The sequence below is a fragment of the Rhizobium sp. Leaf341 genome (assembly GCF_001424325.1).
Classification (GTDB): Bacteria; Pseudomonadota; Alphaproteobacteria; order Rhizobiales; family Rhizobiaceae; genus Ferranicluibacter.
This window is the reverse complement of the sequence record NZ_LMPE01000003.1, coordinates 506,500-530,952: the sequence shown is the minus strand read 5'-3', so window position 1 is coordinate 530,952 and position 24,453 is coordinate 506,500. Positions and strand designations below refer to the sequence as shown.

Annotated in this window: 19 protein-coding genes; 9 read left to right on the top strand and 10 right to left on the bottom strand. The window is 63.6% G+C overall.

The features are described 5' to 3' along the window. Nucleotides 1-19 precede the first annotated feature (19 nt). The 5 genes from ASG03_RS04095 (at nt 20) to ASG03_RS04075 (ending at nt 5,946) form a co-directional block, all read left to right on the top strand. Nucleotides 20-1,030, top strand: coding sequence for a carbohydrate ABC transporter permease (locus tag ASG03_RS04095; RefSeq protein WP_062470212.1), 1,011 nt, complete (start codon nt 20-22; stop codon nt 1,028-1,030). A 1-nt stretch (nt 1,031) separates the two neighbouring features. Then, nucleotides 1,032-2,177: a carbohydrate ABC transporter permease gene (locus tag ASG03_RS04090; RefSeq protein WP_062692401.1), complete on the top strand. Its 1,146-nt coding sequence runs from the start codon at nt 1,032-1,034 to the stop codon at nt 2,175-2,177. Nucleotides 2,178-2,241: 64 nt separating this feature from the next. Then, nucleotides 2,242-3,918 (top strand): beta-galactosidase BglA, encoded by a 1,677-nt coding sequence (bglA, locus tag ASG03_RS04085; RefSeq protein ID WP_062692399.1) that lies wholly within the window; start codon nt 2,242-2,244, stop codon nt 3,916-3,918. Nucleotides 3,919-3,950: 32 nt separating this feature from the next. Next, nucleotides 3,951-5,039 (top strand): ABC transporter ATP-binding protein, encoded by a 1,089-nt coding sequence (locus ASG03_RS04080; RefSeq protein WP_062692397.1) that lies wholly within the window; start codon nt 3,951-3,953, stop codon nt 5,037-5,039. Nucleotides 5,040-5,127: 88 nt separating this feature from the next. Beyond that, entirely contained in the window at nt 5,128-5,946 is an 819-nt protein-coding gene (locus tag ASG03_RS04075) for an alpha/beta fold hydrolase (protein WP_062692394.1), read from the top strand. 172 nt (nt 5,947-6,118) lie between these two features. Here the strand turns inward: ASG03_RS04075 and edd are convergent, their stop codons facing one another. The 5 genes from edd to ASG03_RS04050 all read right to left on the bottom strand — a co-directional run bounded on the left by edd (nt 6,119) and on the right by ASG03_RS04050 (nt 13,075). Next, complete coding sequence (edd, locus tag ASG03_RS04070; RefSeq protein ID WP_062470197.1) at nt 6,119-7,939, bottom strand: phosphogluconate dehydratase; 1,821 nt, start codon at nt 7,937-7,939, stop codon at nt 6,119-6,121. A 122-nt stretch (nt 7,940-8,061) separates the two neighbouring features. Beyond that, the gene (pgl, locus tag ASG03_RS04065; RefSeq protein WP_062692393.1) at nt 8,062-8,760 is read right to left on the bottom strand and encodes a 6-phosphogluconolactonase; all 699 of its coding nucleotides are present in this window, start codon (nt 8,758-8,760) and stop codon (nt 8,062-8,064) included. 3 nt (nt 8,761-8,763) lie between these two features. Then, nucleotides 8,764-10,239 carry a glucose-6-phosphate dehydrogenase gene (zwf, locus tag ASG03_RS04060; RefSeq protein ID WP_062470191.1) on the bottom strand — a complete coding sequence of 492 codons (1,476 nt, stop codon included), beginning with the start codon at nt 10,237-10,239 and terminating at the stop codon, nt 8,764-8,766. 92 nt (nt 10,240-10,331) lie between these two features. Beyond that, nucleotides 10,332-11,630: an NAD(P)/FAD-dependent oxidoreductase gene (locus ASG03_RS04055; protein WP_062692391.1), complete on the bottom strand. Its 1,299-nt coding sequence runs from the start codon at nt 11,628-11,630 to the stop codon at nt 10,332-10,334. 8 nt (nt 11,631-11,638) lie between these two features. Beyond that, complete coding sequence (locus ASG03_RS04050; protein WP_062470185.1) at nt 11,639-13,075, bottom strand: glutamine synthetase family protein; 1,437 nt, start codon at nt 13,073-13,075, stop codon at nt 11,639-11,641. A 134-nt stretch (nt 13,076-13,209) separates the two neighbouring features. On the opposite strand from ASG03_RS04050, the gene ASG03_RS04045 reads away from it, so the two are divergent. From ASG03_RS04045 to ASG03_RS04035, 3 genes are all read left to right on the top strand, one after another. Beyond that, nucleotides 13,210-14,394 carry an NAD(P)/FAD-dependent oxidoreductase gene (locus ASG03_RS04045; RefSeq protein WP_062692389.1) on the top strand — a complete coding sequence of 395 codons (1,185 nt, stop codon included), beginning with the start codon at nt 13,210-13,212 and terminating at the stop codon, nt 14,392-14,394. A gap of 393 nt (nt 14,395-14,787) precedes the next feature. After that, nucleotides 14,788-14,940, top strand: a complete 153-nt coding sequence (locus ASG03_RS04040; RefSeq protein WP_156379598.1) for a hypothetical protein — start codon at nt 14,788-14,790, stop codon at nt 14,938-14,940. Between the two features lie 581 nt (nt 14,941-15,521). After that, complete coding sequence (locus tag ASG03_RS04035) at nt 15,522-18,047, top strand: methyl-accepting chemotaxis protein (protein ID WP_062692386.1); 2,526 nt, start codon at nt 15,522-15,524, stop codon at nt 18,045-18,047. A 138-nt stretch (nt 18,048-18,185) separates the two neighbouring features. Here the strand turns inward: ASG03_RS04035 and ASG03_RS04030 are convergent, their stop codons facing one another. From ASG03_RS04030 to ASG03_RS04010, 5 genes are all read right to left on the bottom strand, one after another. Then, nucleotides 18,186-19,004, bottom strand: coding sequence for an ABC transporter permease (locus tag ASG03_RS04030; RefSeq protein ID WP_062470173.1), 819 nt, complete (start codon nt 19,002-19,004; stop codon nt 18,186-18,188). Nucleotides 19,005-19,006: 2 nt separating this feature from the next. After that, nucleotides 19,007-19,918: an ABC transporter permease subunit gene (locus ASG03_RS04025; protein ID WP_062692384.1), complete on the bottom strand. Its 912-nt coding sequence runs from the start codon at nt 19,916-19,918 to the stop codon at nt 19,007-19,009. Nucleotides 19,919-19,923: 5 nt separating this feature from the next. Continuing rightward, entirely contained in the window at nt 19,924-21,066 is a 1,143-nt protein-coding gene (locus ASG03_RS04020) for an ABC transporter ATP-binding protein (protein ID WP_062470167.1), read from the bottom strand. A 101-nt stretch (nt 21,067-21,167) separates the two neighbouring features. After that, nucleotides 21,168-22,262 (bottom strand): polyamine ABC transporter substrate-binding protein, encoded by a 1,095-nt coding sequence (locus ASG03_RS04015; RefSeq protein WP_062470164.1) that lies wholly within the window; start codon nt 22,260-22,262, stop codon nt 21,168-21,170. 199 nt (nt 22,263-22,461) lie between these two features. Then, nucleotides 22,462-23,871, bottom strand: a complete 1,410-nt coding sequence (locus ASG03_RS04010; protein WP_062692381.1) for a helix-turn-helix domain-containing protein — start codon at nt 23,869-23,871, stop codon at nt 22,462-22,464. 318 nt (nt 23,872-24,189) lie between these two features. Between ASG03_RS04010 and ASG03_RS04005 the strand changes: the two genes are divergently transcribed. Then, nucleotides 24,190-24,429 (top strand): SMc00767 family acetate metabolism repressor, encoded by a 240-nt coding sequence (locus tag ASG03_RS04005; protein ID WP_062470158.1) that lies wholly within the window; start codon nt 24,190-24,192, stop codon nt 24,427-24,429. The last annotated feature ends 24 nt before the right edge of the window (nt 24,430-24,453 follow it).

Sequence of the window (24,453 nt, the reverse complement as noted above, 5' to 3'; positions counted from 1 at the left end):
GCGCTGGTAAGGGGGGAACATGCAGCAATTGTTGATGGCCGTCGTCACGATGGTAGCCGGCGTTCTCGCCTGCGCTGCCTACTTCTACGGAACGAACCTCATCCTCGACCTGATCTTTCCCTCGAAGGGACGATCGGGCGCACAGGCGTCGCGGAACCTGCGCATCAGCAATGCGATCCGCCCCTGGCTTTTCCTGTTTCCCGCGCTCTTCGCCATGACGATCTACCTGATCTATCCGGTGATCGAATCCGTCTGGCTCTCCTTCCACGACCGGGCCGGGCAGAATTTCGTCGGAGGTGCCAATTACGTCTGGATGATCCATGACGGCGAATTCCGTCAATCGATCTTCAACAACTTCCTCTGGCTGCTGGTCGTCCCGGCGCTCGCCACCTTTTTCGGCCTGATCATCGCCGCACTCACCGATCGCATCTGGTGGGGCAACATTGCAAAGACGCTGATTTTCATGCCGATGGCCATTTCCTTCGTCGGCGCATCCGTGATCTGGAAGTTCATCTACGATTACAGGGCTGCGGGATCCGAGCAGATCGGCCTTCTCAACGCGATCGTCACCGCGTTCGGCTTCGAGCCGCAGGCATGGGTCACCATCCCGCTCTGGAACAACTTCTTCCTGATGGCAATTCTCGTCTGGATCCAGACAGGCTTTGCCATGGTCATCCTGTCGGCAGCGCTGCGGGGCATTCCCGAGGAAACCGTGGAGGCCGCCGTGATCGACGGCGCCAACGGCTTCCAGATCTTCTTCAAGATCATGATCCCGCAGATCTGGGGCACCATCGCTGTGGTCTGGACCACCATCACGATCCTGGTCCTCAAGGTGTTCGACATCGTTCTCGCCATGACCAACGGGCAGTGGCAGACGCAGGTGCTGGCCAATCTCATGTTCGACTGGATGTTCCGGGGTGGCGGCGATTTCGGCCGCGGCGCGGCGATCGCCGTCGTCATCATGCTCCTCGTCGTGCCGATCATGATCTGGAACATCCGCAATGCCGCCCGAGAGATGAAGGGACACTGAGATGATCGCGTCGAAACGCTCCCCGCTCGTCCTGTTCGTGCACCTGTCCGTGCTGCTGCTGGTCATTCTCTGGACCATCCCGACGGCAGGCCTTCTGATCTCGTCGCTGCGCGACAAGGACCAGCTTGCCGTCTCCGGCTGGTGGACGGCCTTGTCCACCTCCAGCCAGAACCTGACGGTGCGTGCGCCGGGCCCCGAAACGCAGCAGCAGCGCGACGGCAAGTTCGTGATTTCCGGCAACGTGCTCGACAATACCGGCGCCAAGGTTTCCGCCTTCGGCTTCCGCACCCAGGAGCCTGCGGCGTTCGAGCCCGGTCAGACGGCGACGCTTAACGATGGCGAACGATTGACCGTCCAGGAGGACGGAACGTTCGAGATCGTGTCCGATGTCGCCATGGAAGGCTCGCGCGGCCAGCGCATCTTCGTGCAGGCCGCCGTTCCCTCGCGCTTCACCTTCGACAATTACCGCGAGGTGCTGAATGCCGAAGGCATCGGCGCGTCCTTCATCAACTCGCTCACCGTCTCCATTCCCTCGACCATTATCCCGATCCTCGTCGCGGCCTTTGCCGCCTATGCGCTCGCCTGGATGCCGTTTCCCGGACGCACCCTGCTCATCGCTGTCGTCGTCGGCCTCCTGGTCGTGCCGCTGCAGATGTCGCTCATCCCGCTCCTGAAGCTCTACAACGGGGTCGGCGCCTTTCTCGGCGTGCCGGCCAAGACCTATGTCGGCATCTGGCTGGCGCATATGGGGTTCGGCCTGCCGCTTGCCATCTATCTCCTGCGCAACTACATGGCCGGCCTGCCGCGCGAGATCATGGAGTCGGCCCGGGTCGACGGCGCGAGTGATTTCGACATCTTCGTCAAGATCATCCTGCCGCTGTCCTTCCCGGCGCTTGCCTCCTTCGCCATCTTCCAGTTCCTCTGGACCTGGAACGACCTTCTCGTCGCCATGGTCTTTCTGGGCACCGGCAACAACGAGCTCGTGCTGACCGGCCGCCTCGTCAACCTGCTCGGGTCGCGCGGCGGAAACTGGGAAATCCTGACGGCATCGGCCTTCATCACCATCATCATCCCGCTGATCGTCTTCTTCAGTTTGCAGCGCTATCTCGTGCGCGGCCTGCTGGCCGGATCGGTCAAAGGCGGCTGATCGCCCGAAGGACGGCCGAACCCGCCGTCTCCCGAACCCACCGTCCAAGGACTTCCGCCCTCCCATGAGCCTGCCTCTCCGCAAGACCCAGACCGAGACGACCTCCACCCTGCCAGCCGCCGATCGCGACTGGTGGCGTGGCGCCGTGATCTACCAGATCTATCCGCGGTCCTATCAGGACTCGAACGACGACGGGATCGGCGATCTCAAGGGGATTACGCGCCGGCTGCCCTACATCGCCGCGCTGAATGTCGATGCGATTTGGATCTCGCCCTTCTTCACCTCGCCGATGAAGGACTTCGGCTACGACGTTTCCAACTACAAGGACGTCGATCCGATCTTCGGTCTCCTCTCGGATTTCGACGCGTTGATCGCGGAAGCCCATCGTCTGGGAATCCGGGTCATGATCGATCTCGTGCTCTCCCACACGTCCGACCAGCATTCCTGGTTTGCCGAAAGCCGCTCCAGCCGTTTCAACCCGAAGGCGGACTGGTATGTCTGGTCGGACTCCAAGCCCGATGGCACGCCGCCCAACAACTGGATGTCGATCTTCGGCGGTTCCGCCTGGCAGTGGGATCCGACGCGCCTGCAATATTACATGCACAACTTCCTGACCTCGCAGCCGGACCTGAACCTGCACAATGCCGAGGTGCAGGAGGCGCTGATCTCGGTCGAGCGTTTCTGGCTGGAACGCGGCGTGGATGGCTTTCGCCTCGACACGATCAACTTCTATTTCCACGACCTGCAACTGCGCGACAACCCGGCCCTGGCGCCCGAGCGTCGCAATGCCAATACGGCGCCGGCCGTGAACCCCTACAATTACCAGGAGCATCTCTACGACAAGAACCGGCCCGAAAATATCGCCTTCCTCCAGCGGTTTCGCGCCGTCATGGACGAATATCCCGCCATTGCCGCGGTCGGCGAAGTGGGCGACAGCCAGATCGGTCTCGAAATCGCCGGGCAGTACACGTCGGGCGGCGACAAGATGCATATGTGCTATGCCTTCGAGTTCCTGGCGCCCGATCCGCTCACCCCGGCCCGCGTCGCCGAGGTTCAGCATGCCTTCGAGCGGGCGGCGCCGGAAGGTTGGGCCTGCTGGGCGTTCTCCAACCACGATGTCGTGCGTCACGTCTCCCGCTGGGGACAGGGCATCACCGACCATGACGGGCATGCGAAGTTTCTGGCCAGCCTCTTGATGTCGCTGCGCGGCTCGGTCTGCATCTACCAGGGCGAAGAGCTGGCGCTGACCGAGGCGGACCTTGCCTTCGAGGATCTGCAGGACCCTTACGGCATTCAGTTCTGGCCCGACTTCAAGGGTCGCGACGGCTGCCGCACGCCGATGGTCTGGGAAGCGGATGCGCCGAACGGCGGCTTCGGCGACGGGAGGCCCTGGCTGCCGGTGGCTGAAGCGCATCTCGCCCGGGCCGTTTCGGTCCAGGAGCAGGACATGCGCTCCGTCCTTCACCACTATCGCCGGTTTCTCGCCTTTCGCCGGCAGCACAAGGCGCTGTCCAAGGGCGAGATTGCCTTCAAGGCCCATGCGGCGCCCGTGCTCGGCTTCGAGCGGAGCCATGGCAACGAGACGCTGCTCTGCCTTTTCAACATGAGCGGCGAAACGGCTTCGGTCGAGCGGCCGGCGGAGCGCCTCGAGGTGCTCTCCGGTCACGGTTTCGGCTCGGAACTGGGTGACAACAGCATTACATTGCCCGCCTGGAGCGGATTTTTCGCGCGGATCGTCTGACGATCATCAACCGAGTGAACGGGGAGGGACCCATGTCCGGACTGGAACTACGCAAGATCCGCAAATCCTACGGTGCGGTGGATGTCATCCATGGCATCGACCTCACGATCGAGAAGGGCGAATTCATCGTCTTCGTCGGCCCGTCCGGCTGCGGAAAGTCGACGCTCCTGCGCATGATCGCCGGTCTCGAGGAGATCACCGGCGGCGAGATGTTCATCGAGGGTGAAAAGGTCAACGACACCCCGCCGTCCAAGCGTGGCATCGCCATGGTGTTCCAGTCCTATGCGCTCTACCCGCATATGACGGTGTACGACAACATGGCCTTCGGGATGCGCATCGCCAAGGAAAGCAAGGAAGAGATCGACCGCCGCGTGCGCGCCGCAGCCGAAATCCTGCAGCTCACCCAGTATCTGGACCGTCTGCCCAAAGCGCTTTCGGGTGGTCAGCGCCAGCGCGTCGCGATCGGTCGCGCCATCTGCCGCGATCCCAAGGTGTTCCTGTTCGACGAACCGCTGTCGAACCTCGACGCGGCGCTGCGGGTCGCAACCCGTATCGAAATCGCCCGGCTGAACGAGCAGATGGCCGATACGACCATGATCTACGTCACCCACGACCAGGTGGAGGCCATGACGCTCGCCGACCGTATCGTCGTTCTCTCGGGCGGCCATATCGAGCAGGTCGGCCCGCCGCTCGAACTCTACGAGCGCCCCGCCAACCTGTTCGTCGCGCAGTTCATCGGCTCGCCCGCCATGAACGTCATCCCCGCCAAGATCGTCGCCACCGGCGTCCAGACCACGGTCGAACTCGTCGGCGGCAAGCGCGACATTCTCGACATCGCGACGCCCGATACCGAATCCGGCCGGTCGGCAAGCTTCGGCGTCCGACCGGAGGATCTCCAGATCACCACCGGCGACAGCTTCCTCTTCGAGGGCACCGTTTCCATCGTCGAAGCGCTTGGCGAAGTCACGCTCCTCTACATCGAAGGCCTCGTCCCCGACGAGCCCATCATCGCCAAGCTTGCCGGCATCCAGCCGATCAAGCGCGGCGACCGCGTCCGCTTCACCGCCGAGCGCGCCAAGCTGCATCTGTTCGACGGGGAGGGGAAGACGTATCGGCGGTAGTGCCGTCGCCCCGGATGTGATGCGCGCCTGCCGGAACCAAACCTTGTCTCCCGGAATTGGAAGAGGCGAGACAGAAAAGGAGTTCCGCATGGCGTATATCGACGCAAAGGACGGCACGAAACTACATGTCAAGGATATGGGGCAGGGCCGTCCCGTCGTCCTCATTCACGGCTGGCCGCTGACAGGCGACATGTTCGAGTATCAGACCGTGGCGCTGCTCGAGGCAGGTTACCGCGTCATCACCTATGACCGTCGCGGCTTCGGCCAGTCTGGGCATCCGGCGACCGGCTACACCTACGATATCTTTGCCGACGATCTGGCGAGCGTGATTGACGGGCTCGATCTGCAGGACGTCTCTCTGGTCGGTTTCTCCATGGGAGGCGGCGAGATTGCGCGCTATCTGTCGCGTCACGGGGCATCGCGCATCGCCAAGGCCGTGCTTGTCGCATCCGTCGCCCCGTATCTGCTGAAGGATGACAGCAATCCGGACGGTGTCGATGGCAGCGTGTTCGAGGATATGAAGACACAGATCCGCGAGGATCGCTTCGCCTTCCTGCAGAGCTTTGCCAAGACATTCTACGGCGTCGGCCTCGTCAGCCGCCCGGTTAGCCAGGGCGTGCTCGACTGGTCGTTCGTGCTCGGCGTCATGGCAAGCCCGAAGGCGACGATCGACTGCGTGACGGCCTTCGGCACGACCGATTTCCGTCCGGACCTTGCGGCGTTCACCATCCCGACGCTCGTCATTCATGGAACGGCCGACAAGACCGTGCCGATCGACCCGTCGGGCCGTGCTGCCGCGAAGGGCATCAGAGGCGCGCGTCTGATCGAGTACGACGGCGAGCCCCACGGCCTGTTTGCAACCGCACCGGAGCGGCTGAACAAGGACCTTCTCGCGTTTCTCGCCTGAAACGAAAAGAGCGCGCCGAACCGATCGGCGCGCTCTTTTTCCGGATCATGTGTTTCCGCCGTTTCCGGCGTCTAAAGCGCGTTGCGTGTAAAGGATTCACGCACGGCGCTTTAAGGTCTTGTTTGATGCATGTTGTTTCCCGAAACCGCTGCACACTCTCGGGCGACAGGCATTAGTGGAAAAACACGCTCGCGCCGTGTTCGGCCGCGCCCGTCAAGGCGCGGAACGGGGCAAAGAGCTCCCGGCCCATACCGAACGCATTGCCGTCGAGATCGGCCTCGGCGGGCGCGCGCGCCGCCAGTTCCGCGTCCGACACGAGCACGTTGACCTCGCCGGTCGTTGCGTCGAGCCGGATGATGTCGCCTTCGCGGATCTTGGAGATCGGGCCGCCGTCCTTGGCTTCCGGCGTCATGTGGATCGCGGACGGCACCTTGCCGGAGGCGCCGGACATGCGGCCGTCGGTAATGAGTGCGACCATCTGGCCGCGGTCCTGCAGGATGCCGAGCACGGTCGTCAGCTTGTGCAGCTCCGGCATGCCGTTCGCCTTCGGGCCCTGGAAGCGGACGACCGCGACGAAATTGCCCTCCAGCTTGCCGTCCTTGAAGGCGTCGTTGAGGCTTGCCTGATCGTGGAAGATCTTCGCCGGCGCTTCGATGATGTGGCGCTCCGGCTTGACCGCCGAGATCTTGATGACGGCCTTGCCGAGATTGCCGGTCAGCATCTTCAGTCCGCCCGTCGCCTGGAACGGCTTGTCGATGGTGGCGAGCACCTTCGGGTCGTGGCTGACCTCGGGGGCGCGCTCGCGCGCGACGGTGCCGTTCTCGCCGAGCTTGACGTCGATCGCATAGGCCTCAAGGCCGTGACCGAAGACGGTGCGGACATCCTCGTGCAGCATGCCGGCCTTCAGCAGCTGGCCGATAAGGTAGCCGATGCCGCCGGCGGCATGGAAATGGTTCACGTCGGCAAGCCCGTTCGGATAGACCCGGGCGAGCAGCGGAATGATGTCGGAGAGCTCCGAGATATCCTGCCATGTCAGCTGGATGCCGGCAGCACGTGCCATGGCGACGAGATGCATCGTGTGGTTGGTCGAGCCGCCGGTCGCATGCAGGCCGATGACGCCATTGACGATGGACCGCTCGTCGATCATTTCGCCGGCCGGGGTGAAGGCATTGCCGAGCGCGGTGATCGCGAGCGCCCGCTTGGTTGCCTCGCGCGTCAAGGCATCGCGCAGCGGCGTGCCGGGATTGACGAAGGACGCACCGGGCATGTGGAAGCCCATGATCTCCATGACCATCTGGTTGGAGTTGGCCGTGCCGTAGAAGGTGCAGGTCCCGGGACCATGATAGGATTTGGACTCGGCTTCCAGCAGTTCGTCCCGACCGATCTTGCCTTCGGCATAGAGCTGGCGCACGCGCGCCTTTTCGTCGTTCGGCAGGCCCGTCGTCATGGGCCCGGCGGGAATGAACACGGCCGGCAGGTGACCGAATGTCATGGCGGCGATCATCAGGCCAGGCACGATCTTGTCGCAGACACCGAGATAGACCGTGCTGTCGAACATGTTGTGCGACAGGCCGATACCGGCGGCCATGGCGATAAGGTCGCGGGAAAACAGCGACAGCTCCATGCCCGGCTGGCCCTGTGTCACGCCGTCGCACATGGCGGGGACGCCGCCGGCGACCTGGGCGATCCCGCCGGCTTCCGCTGCGGCTGCCCGGATCATCGCCGGATAGGTCTCGAACGGCTGATGCGCCGAAAGCATGTCGTTATAGGAGGTGATGATGCCGAGATTGGGCACGGTGTCGCCCGACAGCGCCACCTTCTCGGAGGGGGAACAGACCGCGAAGCCATGGGCAAGGTTGCCGCAGCCGAGCACGGAGCGGTGGACGCCCTTGGCAGCGGCATTGCGCACGCGGTCCAGATACGGCTCGCGCGAGGGCTTGGAGCGCTCGACGATGCGGGCGGTGATGGCTGCGATACGGGGATCGACGGTCATGGCCTATCCTTCCGGGGCCCTCCGGGCCCCTGTCTCAGATGTGGATCATCGGTATCGGCGCGGGTGAACGCCGGTTGTGTCAAGTGTCATGCCACAGGCCGGTGACCGAAACGGTGCACCTCTTACGGAGCCCAGTAGATCTCGACCGGCGCGGCGGCCCGGCGCAGCATGGCGCGGATGGGCATTTCGGTCTCGGGGCCGTCGCCTTGCGCCGCTTCCAGCGCGGCCTTCTTGGCGTCGCCCTCGATGTGGAGCACCAGAAGCCGCGCATCGTGCAGGCTCGTGAATGTATAGGTCAGACGCGGCTCGCCGGCGCCGGCGGCTTGCATGGTCATCACGCCGCGCGGTGTCTGCGGGTCGAGCGCTTCGGCAAGGCGTGATCCGCCGGGGAAGAACGAGGCGGTGTGTCCGTCCCCGCCCATGCCCAGCACCACGACGTCGAAGGGCCGTCCGATCCGCGCCGTCTCCTTGGTGGCGGTCGCTGCGGCCTCCTCGGCACTGGCCGTCGGGTAGTAGAGCGGCTCGAATTCTGCCGCCGCGGCATTCCCGACCAGCAGATTGTCGCGCACCAGCTTCTCGTTGGACCGATCGCTATCGGGCGCCACGAACCGTTCGTCCACCAGCGTCACCGTGACCTTGCTCCAGTCGAGCGAGGCGCCGGACAGCACCTTGAAGAACGCCTTGGGCGTCGAGCCGCCGGAAACCGCGATGGAGGCGGAACCGGCAGCCGCGATGCCGGCGGCCAGGGCGTCTGCAACGGCTGTCGCCAGGCGTTCGGCAAGAATGGCCGGGGTCTCGAACGTGTGGAACTGGACGGTCATGGCTCAGACCACTTCGTGCCAGGTGCGGCCGTCCCGCTCGATGAGCGCGATGGCCTGGCTCGGGCCCCAGGTGCCCGCGGTATAGGACTGCGGCTTCTGGCCCACTTCGTCCCAGGCCTTCAGGATCGGATCGACCCAGCGCCATGCCGCTTCCACTTCGTCGCGGCGCATGAACAAGGTCTGGTTGTTGCGGATCACGTCGAGCAGAAGGCGCTCATAGGCATCGGCGCTGCGCGCCTTGAACGACTCGGCGAAGGTCATGTCCAGCGACACGTTGCGCAGGCGCATGCCGCCCGGGCCGGGATCCTTGATCATCAGCGACTGCTTCACGCCTTCGTCGGGCTGCAGGCGGATAATGAGCTGGTTGGCTTCCACACGCCCGGCCGCCTCGTCGAAGATCGAATGCGGGATCGGCTTGAAGGAAATGACGATCTCCGACATGCGGGTCGCCATGCGCTTGCCGGTGCGGATGTAGAAGGGCACGCCCGCCCAGCGCCAATTGTTGATCTCGGCCTTGATGCCGACGAAGGTCTCGGTGTTGGAGACCCCGCCTTCCAGTTCCTCGAGGTAGCCCTTGACGGGCCCACCGGCGGAGGCGCCGGCCTTGTACTGACCGCGCACCGTCATCTTTTCGACATTGGCGGCGGTGATCGGCTTCAGCGCGCGCAGAACCTTGAGCTTCTCGTCGCGCACGGCCTCGGCGTTCATCGAGGGCGGAACCTCCATCGCGACAAGGCAGAGCAGCTGCAGGATATGGTTCTGCACCATGTCGCGCAGCGCGCCGGCCGTGTCGTAATAGCCGGCCCGGCTCTCCAGCCCGACGGCTTCCGCCACGGTGATCTGGATATGGTCGATGTAGGAGGAATTCCACAGCGGTTCGTACAGCGTGTTGGCGAAGCGCAGCGCCATCAGGTTCTGCACGGTCTCCTTGCCGAGGTAATGATCAATGCGGAAGATCTGTTCTTCCCGGAAGACCTTGCCGATCGTGTCGTTCAGTTCGAGCGCGGACGCAAGGTCGCGGCCGATCGGCTTTTCGACCACGATGCGCGTGGTCTTGGTGATCAGCTTGTGGTCGCGGATCTTCTCGGAAATGGCACCGAAAATTCCGGGGGCGACGGCGAGATAGAAGGCCCGCACGCGGTCCTTTGCCTCATCGAGCAGCGACTTCAGCTTGTCCCAGCCCTGATCGCTCTTGGCATCCACGGAAATGTAGAAAAGGCGGTCGGTGAAGGCCTTGACCTGGGCCTCGTCAAATTCGCCGGCCTTGAGGTGCTCTTTCAGCGCGTCGCGTCCGAACTGGCGATACTCCTCGTGCGTCATCGCGGTGCGCGAGGCGCCGATGATGCGGGTCGGATCGGTCAGCTGGCCGTCGAGCTGGCGATGATACAGGGCCGGAAGGAGCTTTCGCTCGGCAAGATCGCCTGTGCCGCCGAAGACGACGTAGTCAAAGGGTTCGACGGGAATGATCTGGCTGCTCATGGGATATCGATCTCTCTCGGGTCGGGCGTTCTATAATCTAATCGATTTAAAGACGCTAGTAGTATGGTGCAAAAAATGCGCCGGGGAGGGGGTCAAAGCCTGTCGCGGAGAGCATACCAAGTGAGCGCCAGGAACAAAAGCGGCGATCGGAACCGGCGTCCGCCGGGGAAGGCCGGAATGCGCAGGTCCTTCAACAGGTCCAGTTCCGAGCCACGGCCGAGGAGGAGGTCTGCATAGAGCCTTCCGCAGTGGTTGGACAGCATGACGCCGTGCCCGGAAAAGCCGCCGATGGTGGTGACGCCCGGCATGACCTCGCGCACGAAGGGCTGGCGTGGCATCGTGATGCCGACGGACCCGCCCCAGGCATGCGTCATTTCGACCTCGGCAAGATCCGGATAGATTTCGGCGATCTGCCGCCGGATATGCTTGGACATGTCGCGCGGATTGTCGGCCGTGTAGGCCTCGCGGCCGCCAAACAGCAGCCGTCCGTCCCGCGACCGGCGGAAATAGCGCACGACGAAGCGGCTGTCGGCCACGGACTCGCCACCGGGCAGAACGGGCGACGTCTCTCCGAGCGGCACCGTCGCGCCGATGAAGGATCGGATCGGCATGACATGCGATGCCGTCACGGGCTCGAGGCTGCCGATATGGGCGTTGCAGGCAATCAGAGCCCGATCGGCGCGAAGCGTACCGCGCGCCGTTTCCACGACCACCTTGCCCTGCGCAAGCCGGATAGCGGTCGCCGGCGTGTTCTCGAAAAGCTGCGCGCCGGCCGCTTGGGCAACGCGGGCAAGGCCGACCAGGAGCTTCATCGGCTGGATATGGCCCGTGCCGCCGTCCCGGATGCCGAGGACATAATGCCGGGAGCCCACACGACGTGCCGTCTCCTCGGCGTCCATCATCTGCAGGTGCGGATAGGCGTAGTCGCGCGCCATGCTCTCCACATAAGCGCGGTAGTCCCCGGCGTAGGAAGCCTTGTGCGTCACCGAAAGATGGCCCGGCTGATACTCCATGTCGATGTCGTGGCGGGCGGCGAAATCGAGAAGGCCGCGCTTGGCCTTCTCGGCCATGTCGAACAGGGCCTTGGCCCGCTCCCGGCCATATTGCTTCTCGAGTTCGTCCACTTCGGCGCGCTGGCCCGTGCCCATTTGCCCGCCATTGCGCCCGGATGCTCCGTCGCCAAAGCGGCAGGCGTCGATCAGCACGACCCGCACGCCGCCCGCGGCAAGATTGCAGGCCGCCTGCAGACCGGTGAAGCCGCCGCCGATGACGACGACATCGGCGGTCATGTCGCCATCAAGCGTCGGGTAGACGGGCCGCTCGCGCACGGCGTCCTCGTAGTACGAGATCCCGGGCGAGATCGGGCTCTGCCATGTTTCCGGCGAGGTCATGATGCGCCTCACACGTTGAGAAGCAGATATTCCCGCTCCCAGGGGCTGATCACCTGCATGAACGTCTCGAACTCGCCACGCTTCACGCCGGCATAGATGGCAATGAACTCGGCCGAGAACACATCATGGAAGGCGGGTTCCGCCTCAAGCGCCGCCACGGCTTCCAGCAGGCCGCGCGGCAGCTCGATCGCCTTGGTGTTGACACTGTCGTCGGCCGGTGCCGTCGGCTCCAGGCCCTGGATCAGGCCGAGATAACCGCAGCCGAGCGACGCTGCGAGCGCGAGATAGGGGTTGGCGTCTGAACTCGGCAGCCGGTTTTCGACCCGCCGGGCGGCCGGTTCGGAATCCGGCACACGAAAGGCCGTCGTCCGGTTGTCGTAGCCCCAGGCATTGTTGACCGGTGCCGACATGTCGGGCGTCAGGCGGCGATAGGAGTTGACGTAGGGCGCCATCATCGACAGCGCCTTTGGAATGTAGGTCTGCATGCCCCCGATAAAGTGGAAGAACTCCTTGGACGCCGAGCCATCCGCGTTCGAGAACAGATTGCGGCCGGTGTTCACCTCGACGATCGACTGGTGGATATGCATGGCGGAGCCTGCTTGGCTCTGCATGGGCTTGGCCATGAAGGTCGCATAGATCCCGTGCTTCAGCGCGGCTTCGCGGATCGTGCGCTTGAACAGGAACACCTGGTCGGCCAGCTCGATCGGATCGCCGTGCCGCAGGTTGATCTCGAGCTGCGCCGGTCCCTCTTCGTGGATCAGGGTGTCGATCTCCAGGCCCTGCTTTTCGGAGAAGTGGTAGATGTCGTCGATCAGCTCGTCGAACTCGTTGACGCCGGCGATGGAATAGGCCTGCCCACCCTGGATGGAGCGGCCGGAGCGGCCTTTCGGCGGATGCAGCGGATAGTCGGGGTCGTCGTTCTTGGCGACCAGGTAGAATTCGATCTCGGGCGCGACGACCGGCTTCCAGCCTTTCAGCCGATAGAGTTCCAGCACGTGCTTCAGCACGTTGCGGGGCGTGTAGGGCACGTTTTCGCCCTTGGAGCCGGCGATGTCGCAGATCACCTGCGCCGTCGGGTCGGTCTCCCAGGGCACGATCGAAAGCGTGGAAAGGTCGGGGACGAGCTTGATGTCGCTGTCGCGGCTGTCGTAGCGGAAGTCGCCGGTCTCCTCGGGATATTCACCCGAAATCGTGTGCCGATAAATGGCGGAGGGCAGAGCGAGCGACGTGTTGGAAGTGAACTTGGAAGACGGCATCATCTTGCCGCGGGGGACCCCGGCGATATCGGGGGTGATGCACTCCACGTCTTCGATACCGCGAACTTTCAGCCAGTCGGCGGCTTCCTTCCAGGTCTTCACGCCACGTGGCGCCTGGAGGGCGGATGGGATTTTGTTGCTCTTGGTCGATTTCGTCGTCTGGTTGGCGATGGTTTTCTTCGCAGGCATAAATCACCGGGGTTCTTTCGGATATTTCTATCATAGCCAGTGTTTGAAGATTGGCCAGCTTGACCGGCGCGAAAATGCTGGCGGTCAGATGCCATTGACGTTATCCGGGCGTCACTGACCAAGGGAGACGCGCGGTGGCAAAGAGCTTCGACGTGGTGATCATCGGCGCCGGCGCTGCGGGAATGATGTGCGCGGCGCAAGCCGGTCGCCGCGGCCGCAGCGTGCTTGTCCTGGATCATGCCAAGGCGCCGGGTGAGAAGATCCGCATCTCGGGCGGCGGCCGCTGCAACTTCACCAATCTTCACACGACGCCCGCCAACTTCCTCTCGCAGAACCCGCACTTTGCCAAATCGGCGCTTGCCCGCTACACGCCGCGCGATTTCGTCGCTTTGGTCGAGCGGTACGGGATCGCCTGGCATGAAAAGACGCTCGGTCAGCTGTTTTGCGACGACACCGCCCGCGACATCGTCCGCATGCTGCTGGAGGAAATGAAGGCTGCGGGCGTCGTGCTCCGGTTGGAAACGGAGATCGCCGGCGTCGAGACGTCCGCGACCGGCTTTCGCGTCTTGCTGGCGGACGGTACGATCGAGGCCCAGTCGCTCGTCATCGCCACAGGTGGCAAGTCCATCCCGAAGATGGGCGCAACCGGGTTTGCCTATCGCGTCGCCGAGCAGTTCGGCCTGAATCTGGTCGAAACACGCCCGGGTCTGGTTCCGCTGACGGTGTCGGATGCGGCGAAGGAAAACCTTGGCGCATTGGCGGGCCTCGCCGTCGACGTGCGCGCCGCCTGCGGGAAGACGACATTTCGCGAGGCCATGCTCTTCACCCATCGCGGCCTCAGCGGCCCGGCGATCCTGCAGATCTCGTCCTATTGGCGGGAAGGCGACGAGATCCGCTTGGCTTTCGAGCCGGAAACCGATGTCGGGGGACTCTTGAAGGCAGCGCGCCGCACGCAGGGCCGGCAGGCCGTACAGACCGTGCTCGGAGAGCACCTGCCGAAGCGGCTTGCCCAGCACCTCGCCGTCGAGGCGGGACTGCTCGACCGGCCGTTGGCGGATCTCTCCGACAAGGCGATCGACCGGCTGATGGAGCACGTGTCCGGCTGGTCCTTGAAGCCGGCGGGCTCGGAAGGCTTCCGGACGGCAGAGGTAACGCTTGGCGGGGTGGACACGCGGCATCTCGACTCCCGCACCATGATGGCGAAAGCTGTCCCAGGCCTCTTTTTCATCGGCGAATGTGTCGATGTCACCGGCTGGCTCGGCGGATACAATTTTCAATGGGCCTGGGCATCCGGATTCTGTTGTGGCCAGGCGGCCTGACGCGGATCAAGAGACCATCCTGCGATCACGTTCCGGTGATCGCCAGAACGCGATCGCGATATCTTCGGTCGGGCATGGCGCGTCGGGATGCCGCCTCGGAGGTGCCGAGGAGTGACCAAGCGGCGTCCGAGTAGTCTTAGATGATCCTATCCCGTTGGTTGGCCAGCTATTTTTTAATGCGGCATGACGGCGCTGAGGCAGGAGCCAAGCGGAATGCCGAAATCGTGAGAGAAGGTCCGACCTTGTTAACGAAACGTCGCAACCCTACCTGACGCATGGGAACGGATTGTCCCGCAGCGGCACAGTTTTCGCATTTTTAACGGGTGCGGCAGAAAGTGTCTGGTGGATCGTCTCAACCGGGTCTATTCTCTTCGGACGGAAGGACATGATATCATGAACCAGCATAGCCGACGCAATGCCCGTGCCATCGCCATCGCCAAGGCCGATGACAGCCGTACACACAAGATCCTCGCGCTGACCTACACGGCCGCAGCCATCCTGACCGCTGCCGCCATTCTCGGTCTCTCGACGCTCGGCTCGTTCTGAGCCCGTCTGCACGGCGATTTTCTCCGGGGCTGCATCGCGTTTGCAGCCCGGTTTCGTGTGGGTAAGCCAGTCTTGCCTGTGAAGGCCCGCCATGTGTCGACCCGTCTCCCAGGAAGACACGAAGTCGCATATTCATAGGCGACGACGCGATGCCCGCCTTTCGGTAAGGCCGGCAATTTTGCGACAAAATCTCCGCGACACAATCTTCAAGCTACAGGCATCCTGATGCGATTGTGCAAGATCATGGCCCCTCAGGGGCTTTTTCTTTGGCTTGCGGTGATTAGAAGCCATCGCCGCGAGAAGATCCCTTTGCACGTTTTGCCACACAGGCATTGCAGCGACGTGACAAGGTCAACCCACGCTTACATGAAATTAACGCATCTGGTCCAAGCTGGCCGGATTGAGGAGCATGCTTGGGCGACGTCACCGGAGGGGCGCGGCGTCCTGCAATGATTGCGAAGCGGCTGGCGGCATCCCCGCATTCTTTCAGACCATGATGACGGCCTGACACGAAACGCACCGATGAAGCCGATGACGGCTCGGGGGGAGGCGTAAGCAGGCCTGAAAGCCAGGACGCGCCCATGCTCATCGACAAGATCCTTGCCCGCTTCAAAATCCAGACGAAGGTTCTCTTCTTCATCCTGCCTTTTGTCGTCAGCATCTGTGCCGTGGGGCTCACGGGCCTCTACGCTTCCGGCCTTCTGCAGGGGCGCATGGAAATCTCCAACAGCGTGCTCCAGTCGCTGTCCGGCTTCCGCGACGTCTATGCCGGCATGAACGCGTTTTTGACCGATGCGAGCGAAAAGACCCGCGAGGACGTCGTCCAGAAGATTGCGGGTCAGGAACAGGTTCTCAACGCGACCCGCGCCCAGATGGAAAACAGCGAGGGTGCCAGCGAGCTCGACAGTGCGATCGCCGGAACGGCGAAGATCCGCGAACGGGTGGGCGAACTCTGGAAGCTGCATGAGGGCGAAGTCGAGCTCCGCTCCTCCATTACCAAAAGCATCCGCCTTCTCCTCTCGACACAAGGCAAGCTGGTGGAAGAGGCGACCGCCGTCGAGCAGCGTGTCCGCGACGACGAGACCAAGGCCAAATCGCTTCTGCGCGAGGCAGAGCGCCTCACCGCATCCAGCGATCTCCTCACGGGCCTCACCTCCGATTTCGCCCGCGCACCGACGCCCGAGGCCAAGATCAAGGTGGTGCGCGACAGCCAGGCCGCGCTCGAAGGGGTGCTCGCCCAGATCGGCACGGCGTTGCCGGCCAACCAGAAGGCCGTCGCAGACACGTTCAAGGTCACCATCGGCGACATCCGCACGCTGGCCAACAATGGCGACGTCAGCGACGATAACGCCAAGGCCATCGGCCGGCTGGTCGCCCGCTTCCGTCAGGCGAGTATCCAGTTCCAGACGGCCGCCACCGCCACGATGCGCAACGCAACGGCGACCTTCGGCAAGCTCGATGCTCCGCTGATCAAGGCCAACAAGATCCTCGAAAATGCCCGCGCCATCATGAACGCCGTGTCGGGCATCCGGCTGGCGGCCAGCAGCTTCCTCGAAACATCCCAGCAGACGGACCAGGCGAGGCTGGCCCGCGAAGTGAACGTCCTCAACCAGGAAGTCCTCAACATTGCCTATACCGCGCCGGAAATGGAGTTCTTCGCCGGTCTCGCCGCAAAGGTTCAGCCGGTCGCCGGCAAGATCAAGTCCGACAGCATGTCGCTGATCGGTGTCAGTGCCGCCCGGCACAAGGAGTTCGCCGAAGCGGCCGCCGATATCGACCGGATCTGGCAGCAGCTCGTCGGCTTTGCCGAAGTGCAGAAGACCAATGCGGGCATCGAACGCGAAAAGGCCAACCAGGTCTCGGTTTTTGCGACGGCCGGCGGCGTCGTCATCGCCCTTCTCGCCGGCGTCGCCCTGGTGCTGACGCTGAAAGGGCCGATCGGCCAGATCACCGCCGCCATGCGACGTCTCGCCGAGGGTGCGCTCGATACGCGCATCGATGGCGATGCCCGGCAGGACGAGATCGGTGACATGGCGCGTGCGCTCGGCATCTTCAAGGAAAACGCCCTGTCGAAGGTGCGCATCGAGGCGGAAAGCGAGGAGCAGCGGCTGCAGGCCGATGCCGAGCGCAGCCGCAACGATGCCGAGAAGCGCGCCATGGACAGCCAGATCGACTTCGCGGTGAGCCAGCTTGCCGCCGGTCTCGGCCGGCTCGCCCAAGGCGACCTGTCGCAGCAGATCGAAACGCCCTTCAACGGCCGCCTCGAACAGCTGCGGGTCGATTTCAACGGCTCGCTCATCCGCTTGCAGGATACGCTCCTGCAGATCCGCAACAATGCCGTCCACATCCAGCGCAGCGGCAATGACATGCATGCCTCCGCCGACAGCCTGTCGCGCCGCACCGAGGCGCAGGCGGCCTCGCTGGAGGAAACGGCCGCCGCCGTCGACCAGATCACGGTCACCGTCCGCTCCTCCGCCGAGCGCGCGCATGAAGCCAACGTCGCCGTGTCGCACACGAAGAAGAGCGCCGACGGCTCGGGCATTGTGGTCAGCAATGCGATTGCCGCCATGGGGCGCATCGAGGACGCCTCGCGCCAGATCGAGCAGATCATCGAGGTCATCGACGAGATCGCCTTCCAGACCAATCTGCTGGCGCTCAATGCCGGCATCGAGGCGGCACGGGCCGGCGAGGCGGGCAAGGGCTTTGCGGTCGTGGCGCAGGAAGTGCGCGAACTCGCCCAGCGGTCGGCCGGAGCTGCCCGGGAGATCAAGGGCCTGATCAACAAGTCCACGCTCGAGGTGACAGCAGGGTCGCAGGCCGTCCGGGAAACCGGTGCCGTGCTCGCCTCCATCAGCCAGCAGATCGTCACCGTCAGCCAGCATGTCGACATGATCGCCACCGCCAGCCGCGACCAGGCCTCCGCGCTCCACGAGGTCAACGGCTCCGTCAACCAGATGGACCAGATGACGCAGCAGAATGCGACCATGGTCGACGAAGCCACCACGGCGAGCCGCAACCTTGCTGAACAGGCCGACACGCTGATGCAACTGGTCGAACAGTTCCGTCTCGAACCGGCCGCCGGCTACCAGATGGGTCGGGCGGCCTGAGACATCCGACGGACGACGCCGAGATCAAGAACGCCGGGCTTTGTCCCGGCGTTTTCGTTTGAGCAGGCGGCTGAGTCCACCTGTTCACCCTTTCGACAGGAGGTGCATAAGCCGCACGCACGGGAAACCCAGGCGCCCTCAACCCCCGGCGAACGCCGCGCGTTCGTCGCGTTCCCGCTGGATCTGCTGGCGGCGGGAGACGATGGAGGCGATCAAGACGCCGGTGGCGACGATGCCGATCAGGATGGTGCAGGCGGCGTTGATCTCGGGCGTGACGCCGAGGCGGACCTGGCTGTAGATCTTCATCGGCAGCGTCGTCGCCCCCGGGCCGGAGGTGAAGCTGGAAATCACCAGGTCATCCAGCGACAGGGTGAAGGCGAGCACCCAGCCGGAGAAGACGGCGGGCGCGATGACCGGCAGCGTCACCTGGAAGAAGGTGGCTGTGGGCGTGGCGCCGAGGTCCAGCGCGGCTTCCTCGATCGACCGGTCGAAGCTTGCCAGCCGCGACTGGATGACGACGGCGACGAAGCACATGGTGAAGGTGATATGCGCGATCGTCAGCGTCCAGAAGCCGCGATCGAAGCCGATGGCGACGAACAGCAGCAGCATCGACAGGCCGGTGATGACCTCGGGCATGACGAGCGGCGCGTAGATCATGCCCGAAAACAGCACGCGGCCGTGGAAGCGCTGATAGCGCGTCATGGCGAGCGCGGCGAGGGTGCCAAGCACGGTCGCCGTCGTGGCGGAGAGCAGGCCGACGCGCACTGTCACCCAGGCGGCATCCATCAGAGCCTGGTTGCGGAAGAGCTGCCCGTACCACTGCGTCGAGAACCCGGCCCAGACGGTCACGAGCTTGGAGGCGTTGAAGGAGAAGACGACCAGAAGCACGATCGGCAGGTAGAGAAAGGCGAACCCGATGACGATCGAGGCGATGTTGAAGCGGGACCAGCGGTTCATGCCTATCGTCCCTCGCGGTCGAGACGCGACTGCGCGTTCTGGAAGAACATGATCGGCACCACCAGGATCATCAGCAGGATGGCGGCGACGGCCGAGGAGACGGGCCAGTCGCGATTGGCATTGAACTCGTTCCAGAGCGTCTTGCCGATCATCAGGGTTTCCGAACCGCCGAGGAGATCGGGAATGACGAACTCGCCGACCGCGGGAATGAAGACCAGCAGGCAGCCGGCAACGACGCCCGGCAGCGACAGCGGAAAGGTGATGCGCCAGAAGGCCGAGATCGGCGTGCAACCGAGATCCTGTGCGGCCTCCGTCAGGCTGTGATCCATCTTCTCGAGGGCCGCGTAAAGCGGCAGCACCATGAACGGCAGGTAGGAATAGACGATGCCGATGTAGATCGCCGTGTTGGTGTTGAGGATGATGAGCGGCTGACTGATGATCCCCGTGGAGAGGAGAAGCTGGTTCAACAGGCCTTCCGGTTTCAGGATGGCGATCCAGGCATAGACGCGGATGAGAAAGCTCGTCCAGAACGGCAGGATCACCAGCATCAGCAGGGTCGGCCGCAAGGTGGCCGGCGCCTTCGCCATGCCGTAGGCGATGGGATAGGCGATGAGCAGTGTCAGGGCGGTCGAGATGAGCGCAATCGTCAGGCTGGAGAGATAGGCGTTCATGTAGAGCGCGTCTTCCGTCAGCCAGACATAGTTGTCGAAGGAGAACTGCCGGATGTTGTCGATGAAACCGGAAAGCCCGTCCGCCCAGGCAAAAACCGGCAGATAGGGCGGCATGGCGACGGCGGCTTCCGACAGCGAGATGCGCAGAACGATGAAGAAGGGCACGAGGAAGAAGACCAGCAGCCACGCATAGGGGATGATGATCACGAGGCGGTTGGCAAGAGCGGGAAGCAGCCGGGACATCGGGCTCAATCCTTCAGCACGACGCCGGCATCCCGGTCGAACGAGATCCAGACCTTCTGGTCGTAGCCAAGCGGGTCCTCGACGGCGCGAACCGCGTTGAGCGACGATGCCTTGACGACTTTTCCACCGTTCAGCTTGACGTGGTAGACCGTCATGTCACCGAGATAGGCGATATCCCACAGCTCGCCTTCGGCCGCATTGACGGGGCCGCCGGCCGGTGCCTGCCGCCCGACGCGGATCTTTTCGGGCCGGATGGCGAAGCCTGCCTTCGCGCCCTCGCTCGGATGTTCGCTGCTGGCCGCCTCGATGGCGAAGCCCGCATCCGCCTCGATGCGGATCTCGGAGGCCTGCGCCCGCGAGACGGTGCCGTCGAAAATATTCACGTCGCCGATGAAGTCCGCTACGAAGCGCGAATTCGGCGCTTCGTAGATCTCGGCCGGCGTCGCCACCTGGATGACCTTGCCATGCGCCATGACGGCGATGCGGTCTGCCATGGTCATCGCCTCTTCCTGGTCATGCGTCACCACGACGAAGGTCAGGCCGAGGTCCTGCTGCAGGTCCATGAGCTCGAACTGGGTTTCCTCGCGCAGCTTCTTGTCGAGCGCGCCGAGCGGTTCGTCGAGCAGGAGCACCTTGGGCTGCTTGGCAAGCGACCGCGCAAGGGCGACGCGCTGGCGCTGCCCGCCGGACAGCTGGTGCGGCTTGCGCTTGGCGAACTGCTCCATCTTCACGAGCTTCAGCATCTGCGTCACGCGCTCGGCGATGGCCGGCTTCGGCATGCCGTCCTGCTTCAGCCCGAAGGCAATGTTTGCCTCCACCGTCATGTGCGGAAACAGGGCATAGGACTGGAACATCATGTTGACCGGGCGCCGATAGGGCGGAATGCCCGCAAGATTCTGGCCGTCCAGGATGATCTCGCCGGAGGTCGGCTGCTCGAAGCCGGCAAGCATGCGCAGCAGCGTCGATTTCCCGCAGCCGGATGCGCCGAGCAGAGCATGGAATTCGCGCGTGTAGATGTCGAGCGAGAGGTCGTCGACGGCAACGAAATCGCCGAACCGCTTGGTGACGTTGCGAAAGGAGATGAAGGGTTTGGACGTGGGATCCGTCCATGGGGAAAAGGAGCGGCGAATGCTGCCAAGAGACTTCATGAAGGGTTCCCGATGGGCCGAGGCCGCGTGAGCTGAAGAGAGGACGCCGCAGGATGGAAAATGCCCGGCACTGGAGGAGAACCGGGCATTGATGTTTGGGCTTACTGGCCGGTCAGGACCCGGGTCCAGAGCCGTGTCGCCACGCGCTGGGTTTTCGGATCCCAGGGAGAGATGGTGTAAAGCTTCGCCATGGTCGCCTCGTCCGGATAGACCGCGGGATCCTCCAGGACCTCCTTGGACACGAACTGCTGCGAGGCCTTGTTGCCGTTGGCGTAGAACACGTAGTCCGATGCCTTGGCGATGACCTCCGGCTTCATCATGTAGTTGATGAAGGCATGGGCTTCCTCCACATGCGGCGCATCGGCAGGGATCGCCATCATGTCGAACCACATCTGCGCGCCCTGAGACGGGATGGAATAATTCACCTCGACACCGGCCTTGGCTTCAGCGGCGCGCGAGCGGGCCTGCAGCAGGTCGCCGGAATAGCCGAAGGCAACGCAGATATCGCCGTTGGCAAGCGCATTGATGTATTCCGAGGAGTGGAATTTGCGGATGAAGGGGCGAGCCTTCAGCATCAGTTCCCCCGCCTTGTCGAGGTCTGCCGGATCATGGCTGTCCGGATTGAGCCCCAGATAGGTGAGGGCGGCCGGCAGAACGTCCTTCGGCGCGTCGAGCACATAGATGCCGCAATCCTTGAACTTCGCGGCGATCGCCGGATCGAACAGGACCTCGAGGCCGGGACGCGCGTCGGAGCCGAGGATCTCCTTGGTCTTGGCGACATTGTAGCCGATGCCGTTGGTGCCCCACATGTAGTCCACGGCATATTCGTTGCCGGGATCGTACTTGGCGGTGCGCTGCATCACCATGTCCCACATGTTGGCGATGTTCGGCAGCTTCGACTTGTCGAGCTTCTGGAACACGCCGGCCTTGATCTGGCGCTGAAGGAAGTCGGCCGTGGGCACGACGACATCGTAGCCGGTGCCGCCGGCGAGCAGCTTCGTCTCCACGATCTCGTTGGAATCAAACACGTCGTAGACGACCTTGATGCCGGTTTCCTTGGTAAAGTCCTCGAGAATGCTGGCATCGATATAGTCGGACCAGTTGTACACATTGACGACGCGCTCCTGCGCGCTCGCAAAGCCCGCGGACCCGGCCAGGACAAGGCTGGTAAACAGGCTGACGATCTTCAACGACATGCTATTCCCCTTTATTGTTCGCAGCGTCCGTTTCGCAGGATCTCGTACAGCAATGCCTGCAGAGCAATGTTCGCGAACGCGAACGCGCAAGGAAAGGTTAAGCAGCTTTCCCCCGAAGCTCAAGGCCTTTCGCATCTGCGAAGACTTGGGGCCTGAGGCGCGCGCGGACCGGCGGGAAACAAAGGCGTTCGCGCTTCCCTTACTGAAAGTCGAACACGCTTAGTCCCCCGACCATCTCGTCCAGCCCGAGCGGGCGCGTGACCGGAGGTTCGGCGCGCGCAAGACAGCCCTGGCGTTCGCAGAGGCGACAGGCCGGGCCGGCTGCCAGCGGGGCGCTGTCGACAGAGGCATAGGTCGTCTCGGCGGCCTGCCCGACCTCACATCCCAGCAGGAACGCCGTGCGCCGCACCCGCTCGGTGTAGCCCGAACGCGGTCCGTCCGCGGTGCGGGAGACCAGAAGGAAACAGGCGCCGCCCGGCATCTCGGCCCGCTCGACCAGGATCTGTCCGGGCTGGGCGAAGGTCGCATGCACATTGAGTTTCACGCATCCGCCGCCGAAGGCGCGATGCGGGAAGCCGGTCGCGCCGCGCAGGCGGAGCCGGTTGCCGGCATGGTCGATTTCCATGAGGAAGAAACGAGGTCCGAGAGCGCCGCTCCGCTGCAAGGTCACCATGCGCGTTGCTGCCTGCTCGACGCTTACCCGCATCCGCACCCGCACGAGGTCGATATCGAACCGGGCTCGCCGGCATGTCTCGAGAAAGGCCGTGTATGGCATCATCAGCGCCAGAGCCGCATAGCGCGCAAGCTCGAAGCGGGCGATGCGGCGCGCCTCGCCGGAGGTGAGCGGAAGTGCGTCCAGCGCCTCGGCCAGCGCCTCCGGCATGGCGAAATGCGCGGCTTCCATGGCGACCTCGCAGAGCTGGTCCTCGGCCGAAAGCCGTTCCGACAGGAACAGGCGCAACGAATGACGGTCGAACCGCCGTCTCAGGTCCGGCATGACATGGATCGGCAGGATGCGCACGGCAAGGCCGTGGTCGCGGCGCAGCCAGTCCTTGAGCGCTGCCTGCAGATCCTCTCCGGGCGCCAGCCGCTGATGGAATGCCTCCGCTGCGGCGTCGAGCCCGGCAAAATGATAGGGCCGATTCTCGAAGATCTCGCGCACTTCGTCCATCGGCAGGCGGGCGCCGCTCAGGGCTGCCGCCTGCTCCTGGCCGGAGAGCAGGCGTGTCAGGTCCCTCAGCCGGGAGCCCTGTTCCTGATAGGCCCGATACAGCTTGATCAGTCCGATGGCTGCATTGGGGGCCGCTTCCGCGATCTCGATCAGTTCCTGATCGCCGGGCAGTTCGCCCGCGAGAAGCGGATCGGCAAAAACGGCCCGAAGCTCGCCGAGGCTGTCGGACGCCGGCCCTCGCAGCTCGGCAAGGTCGATCTGGTAGACGGCCGCCAGTTTCAACAGCAGTTGCACCGTCAGCGGCCGCTGGTTTCGCTCGATCAGGTTCAGGTAGGACGGAGAGATCCCCAGCGCCTCCGCCATCGCAGTCTGCGTGAGCGACAACCCATTGCGGATGCGTCGCACCCGCGGCCCGGCGAAAATCTTGGTCTCGGCCATGACGATATCGACCCCGCTGGGCTCTGCGCTTTTTGACGAGTTTTACAATATTACCGAACGGCTATGTAAAAGACAAGACAGCGTGACCTCTTTCGCTCTGACAAACCCCTGAAACCATTGGTGAAAGAAACCGTGTTCCCTTAGATTTCCAGGCAGGGGTCGCGACGGCAGGACACGATCCTCTCTCGTGGCCCGTAACAGGGAGGAGATCATGACGGATTTTGACACGCCTTCGCTGGGCTGCACGGTTCGGGCAATCGGGCCTTCCTCTCACACCACGCAGAATGAGGCTCGCAAGCCCTCAGGAAAGGAAACCACATGACGATCCAGACCCGCGTCAAGGAACGCGCAGACGAACAGGCCTCCAGCATGACCGCCGACCAGCAGGCCGCGATCCGCATGGTCGCCAATGACCTGCACCGGTTGAACCACACCATCATGAAGGCCGTCGAGGCCGGCGTTTCCGTCGAGCTCGTCCGCTCCGCCCGCCACCATGCCGGGGAAGGCAATTGGGGCGACCTGATGATCCCGGTCATCGTGACGCAGGGTCGCAGCTGACCACGGCCGAACATGCCAGCTGGC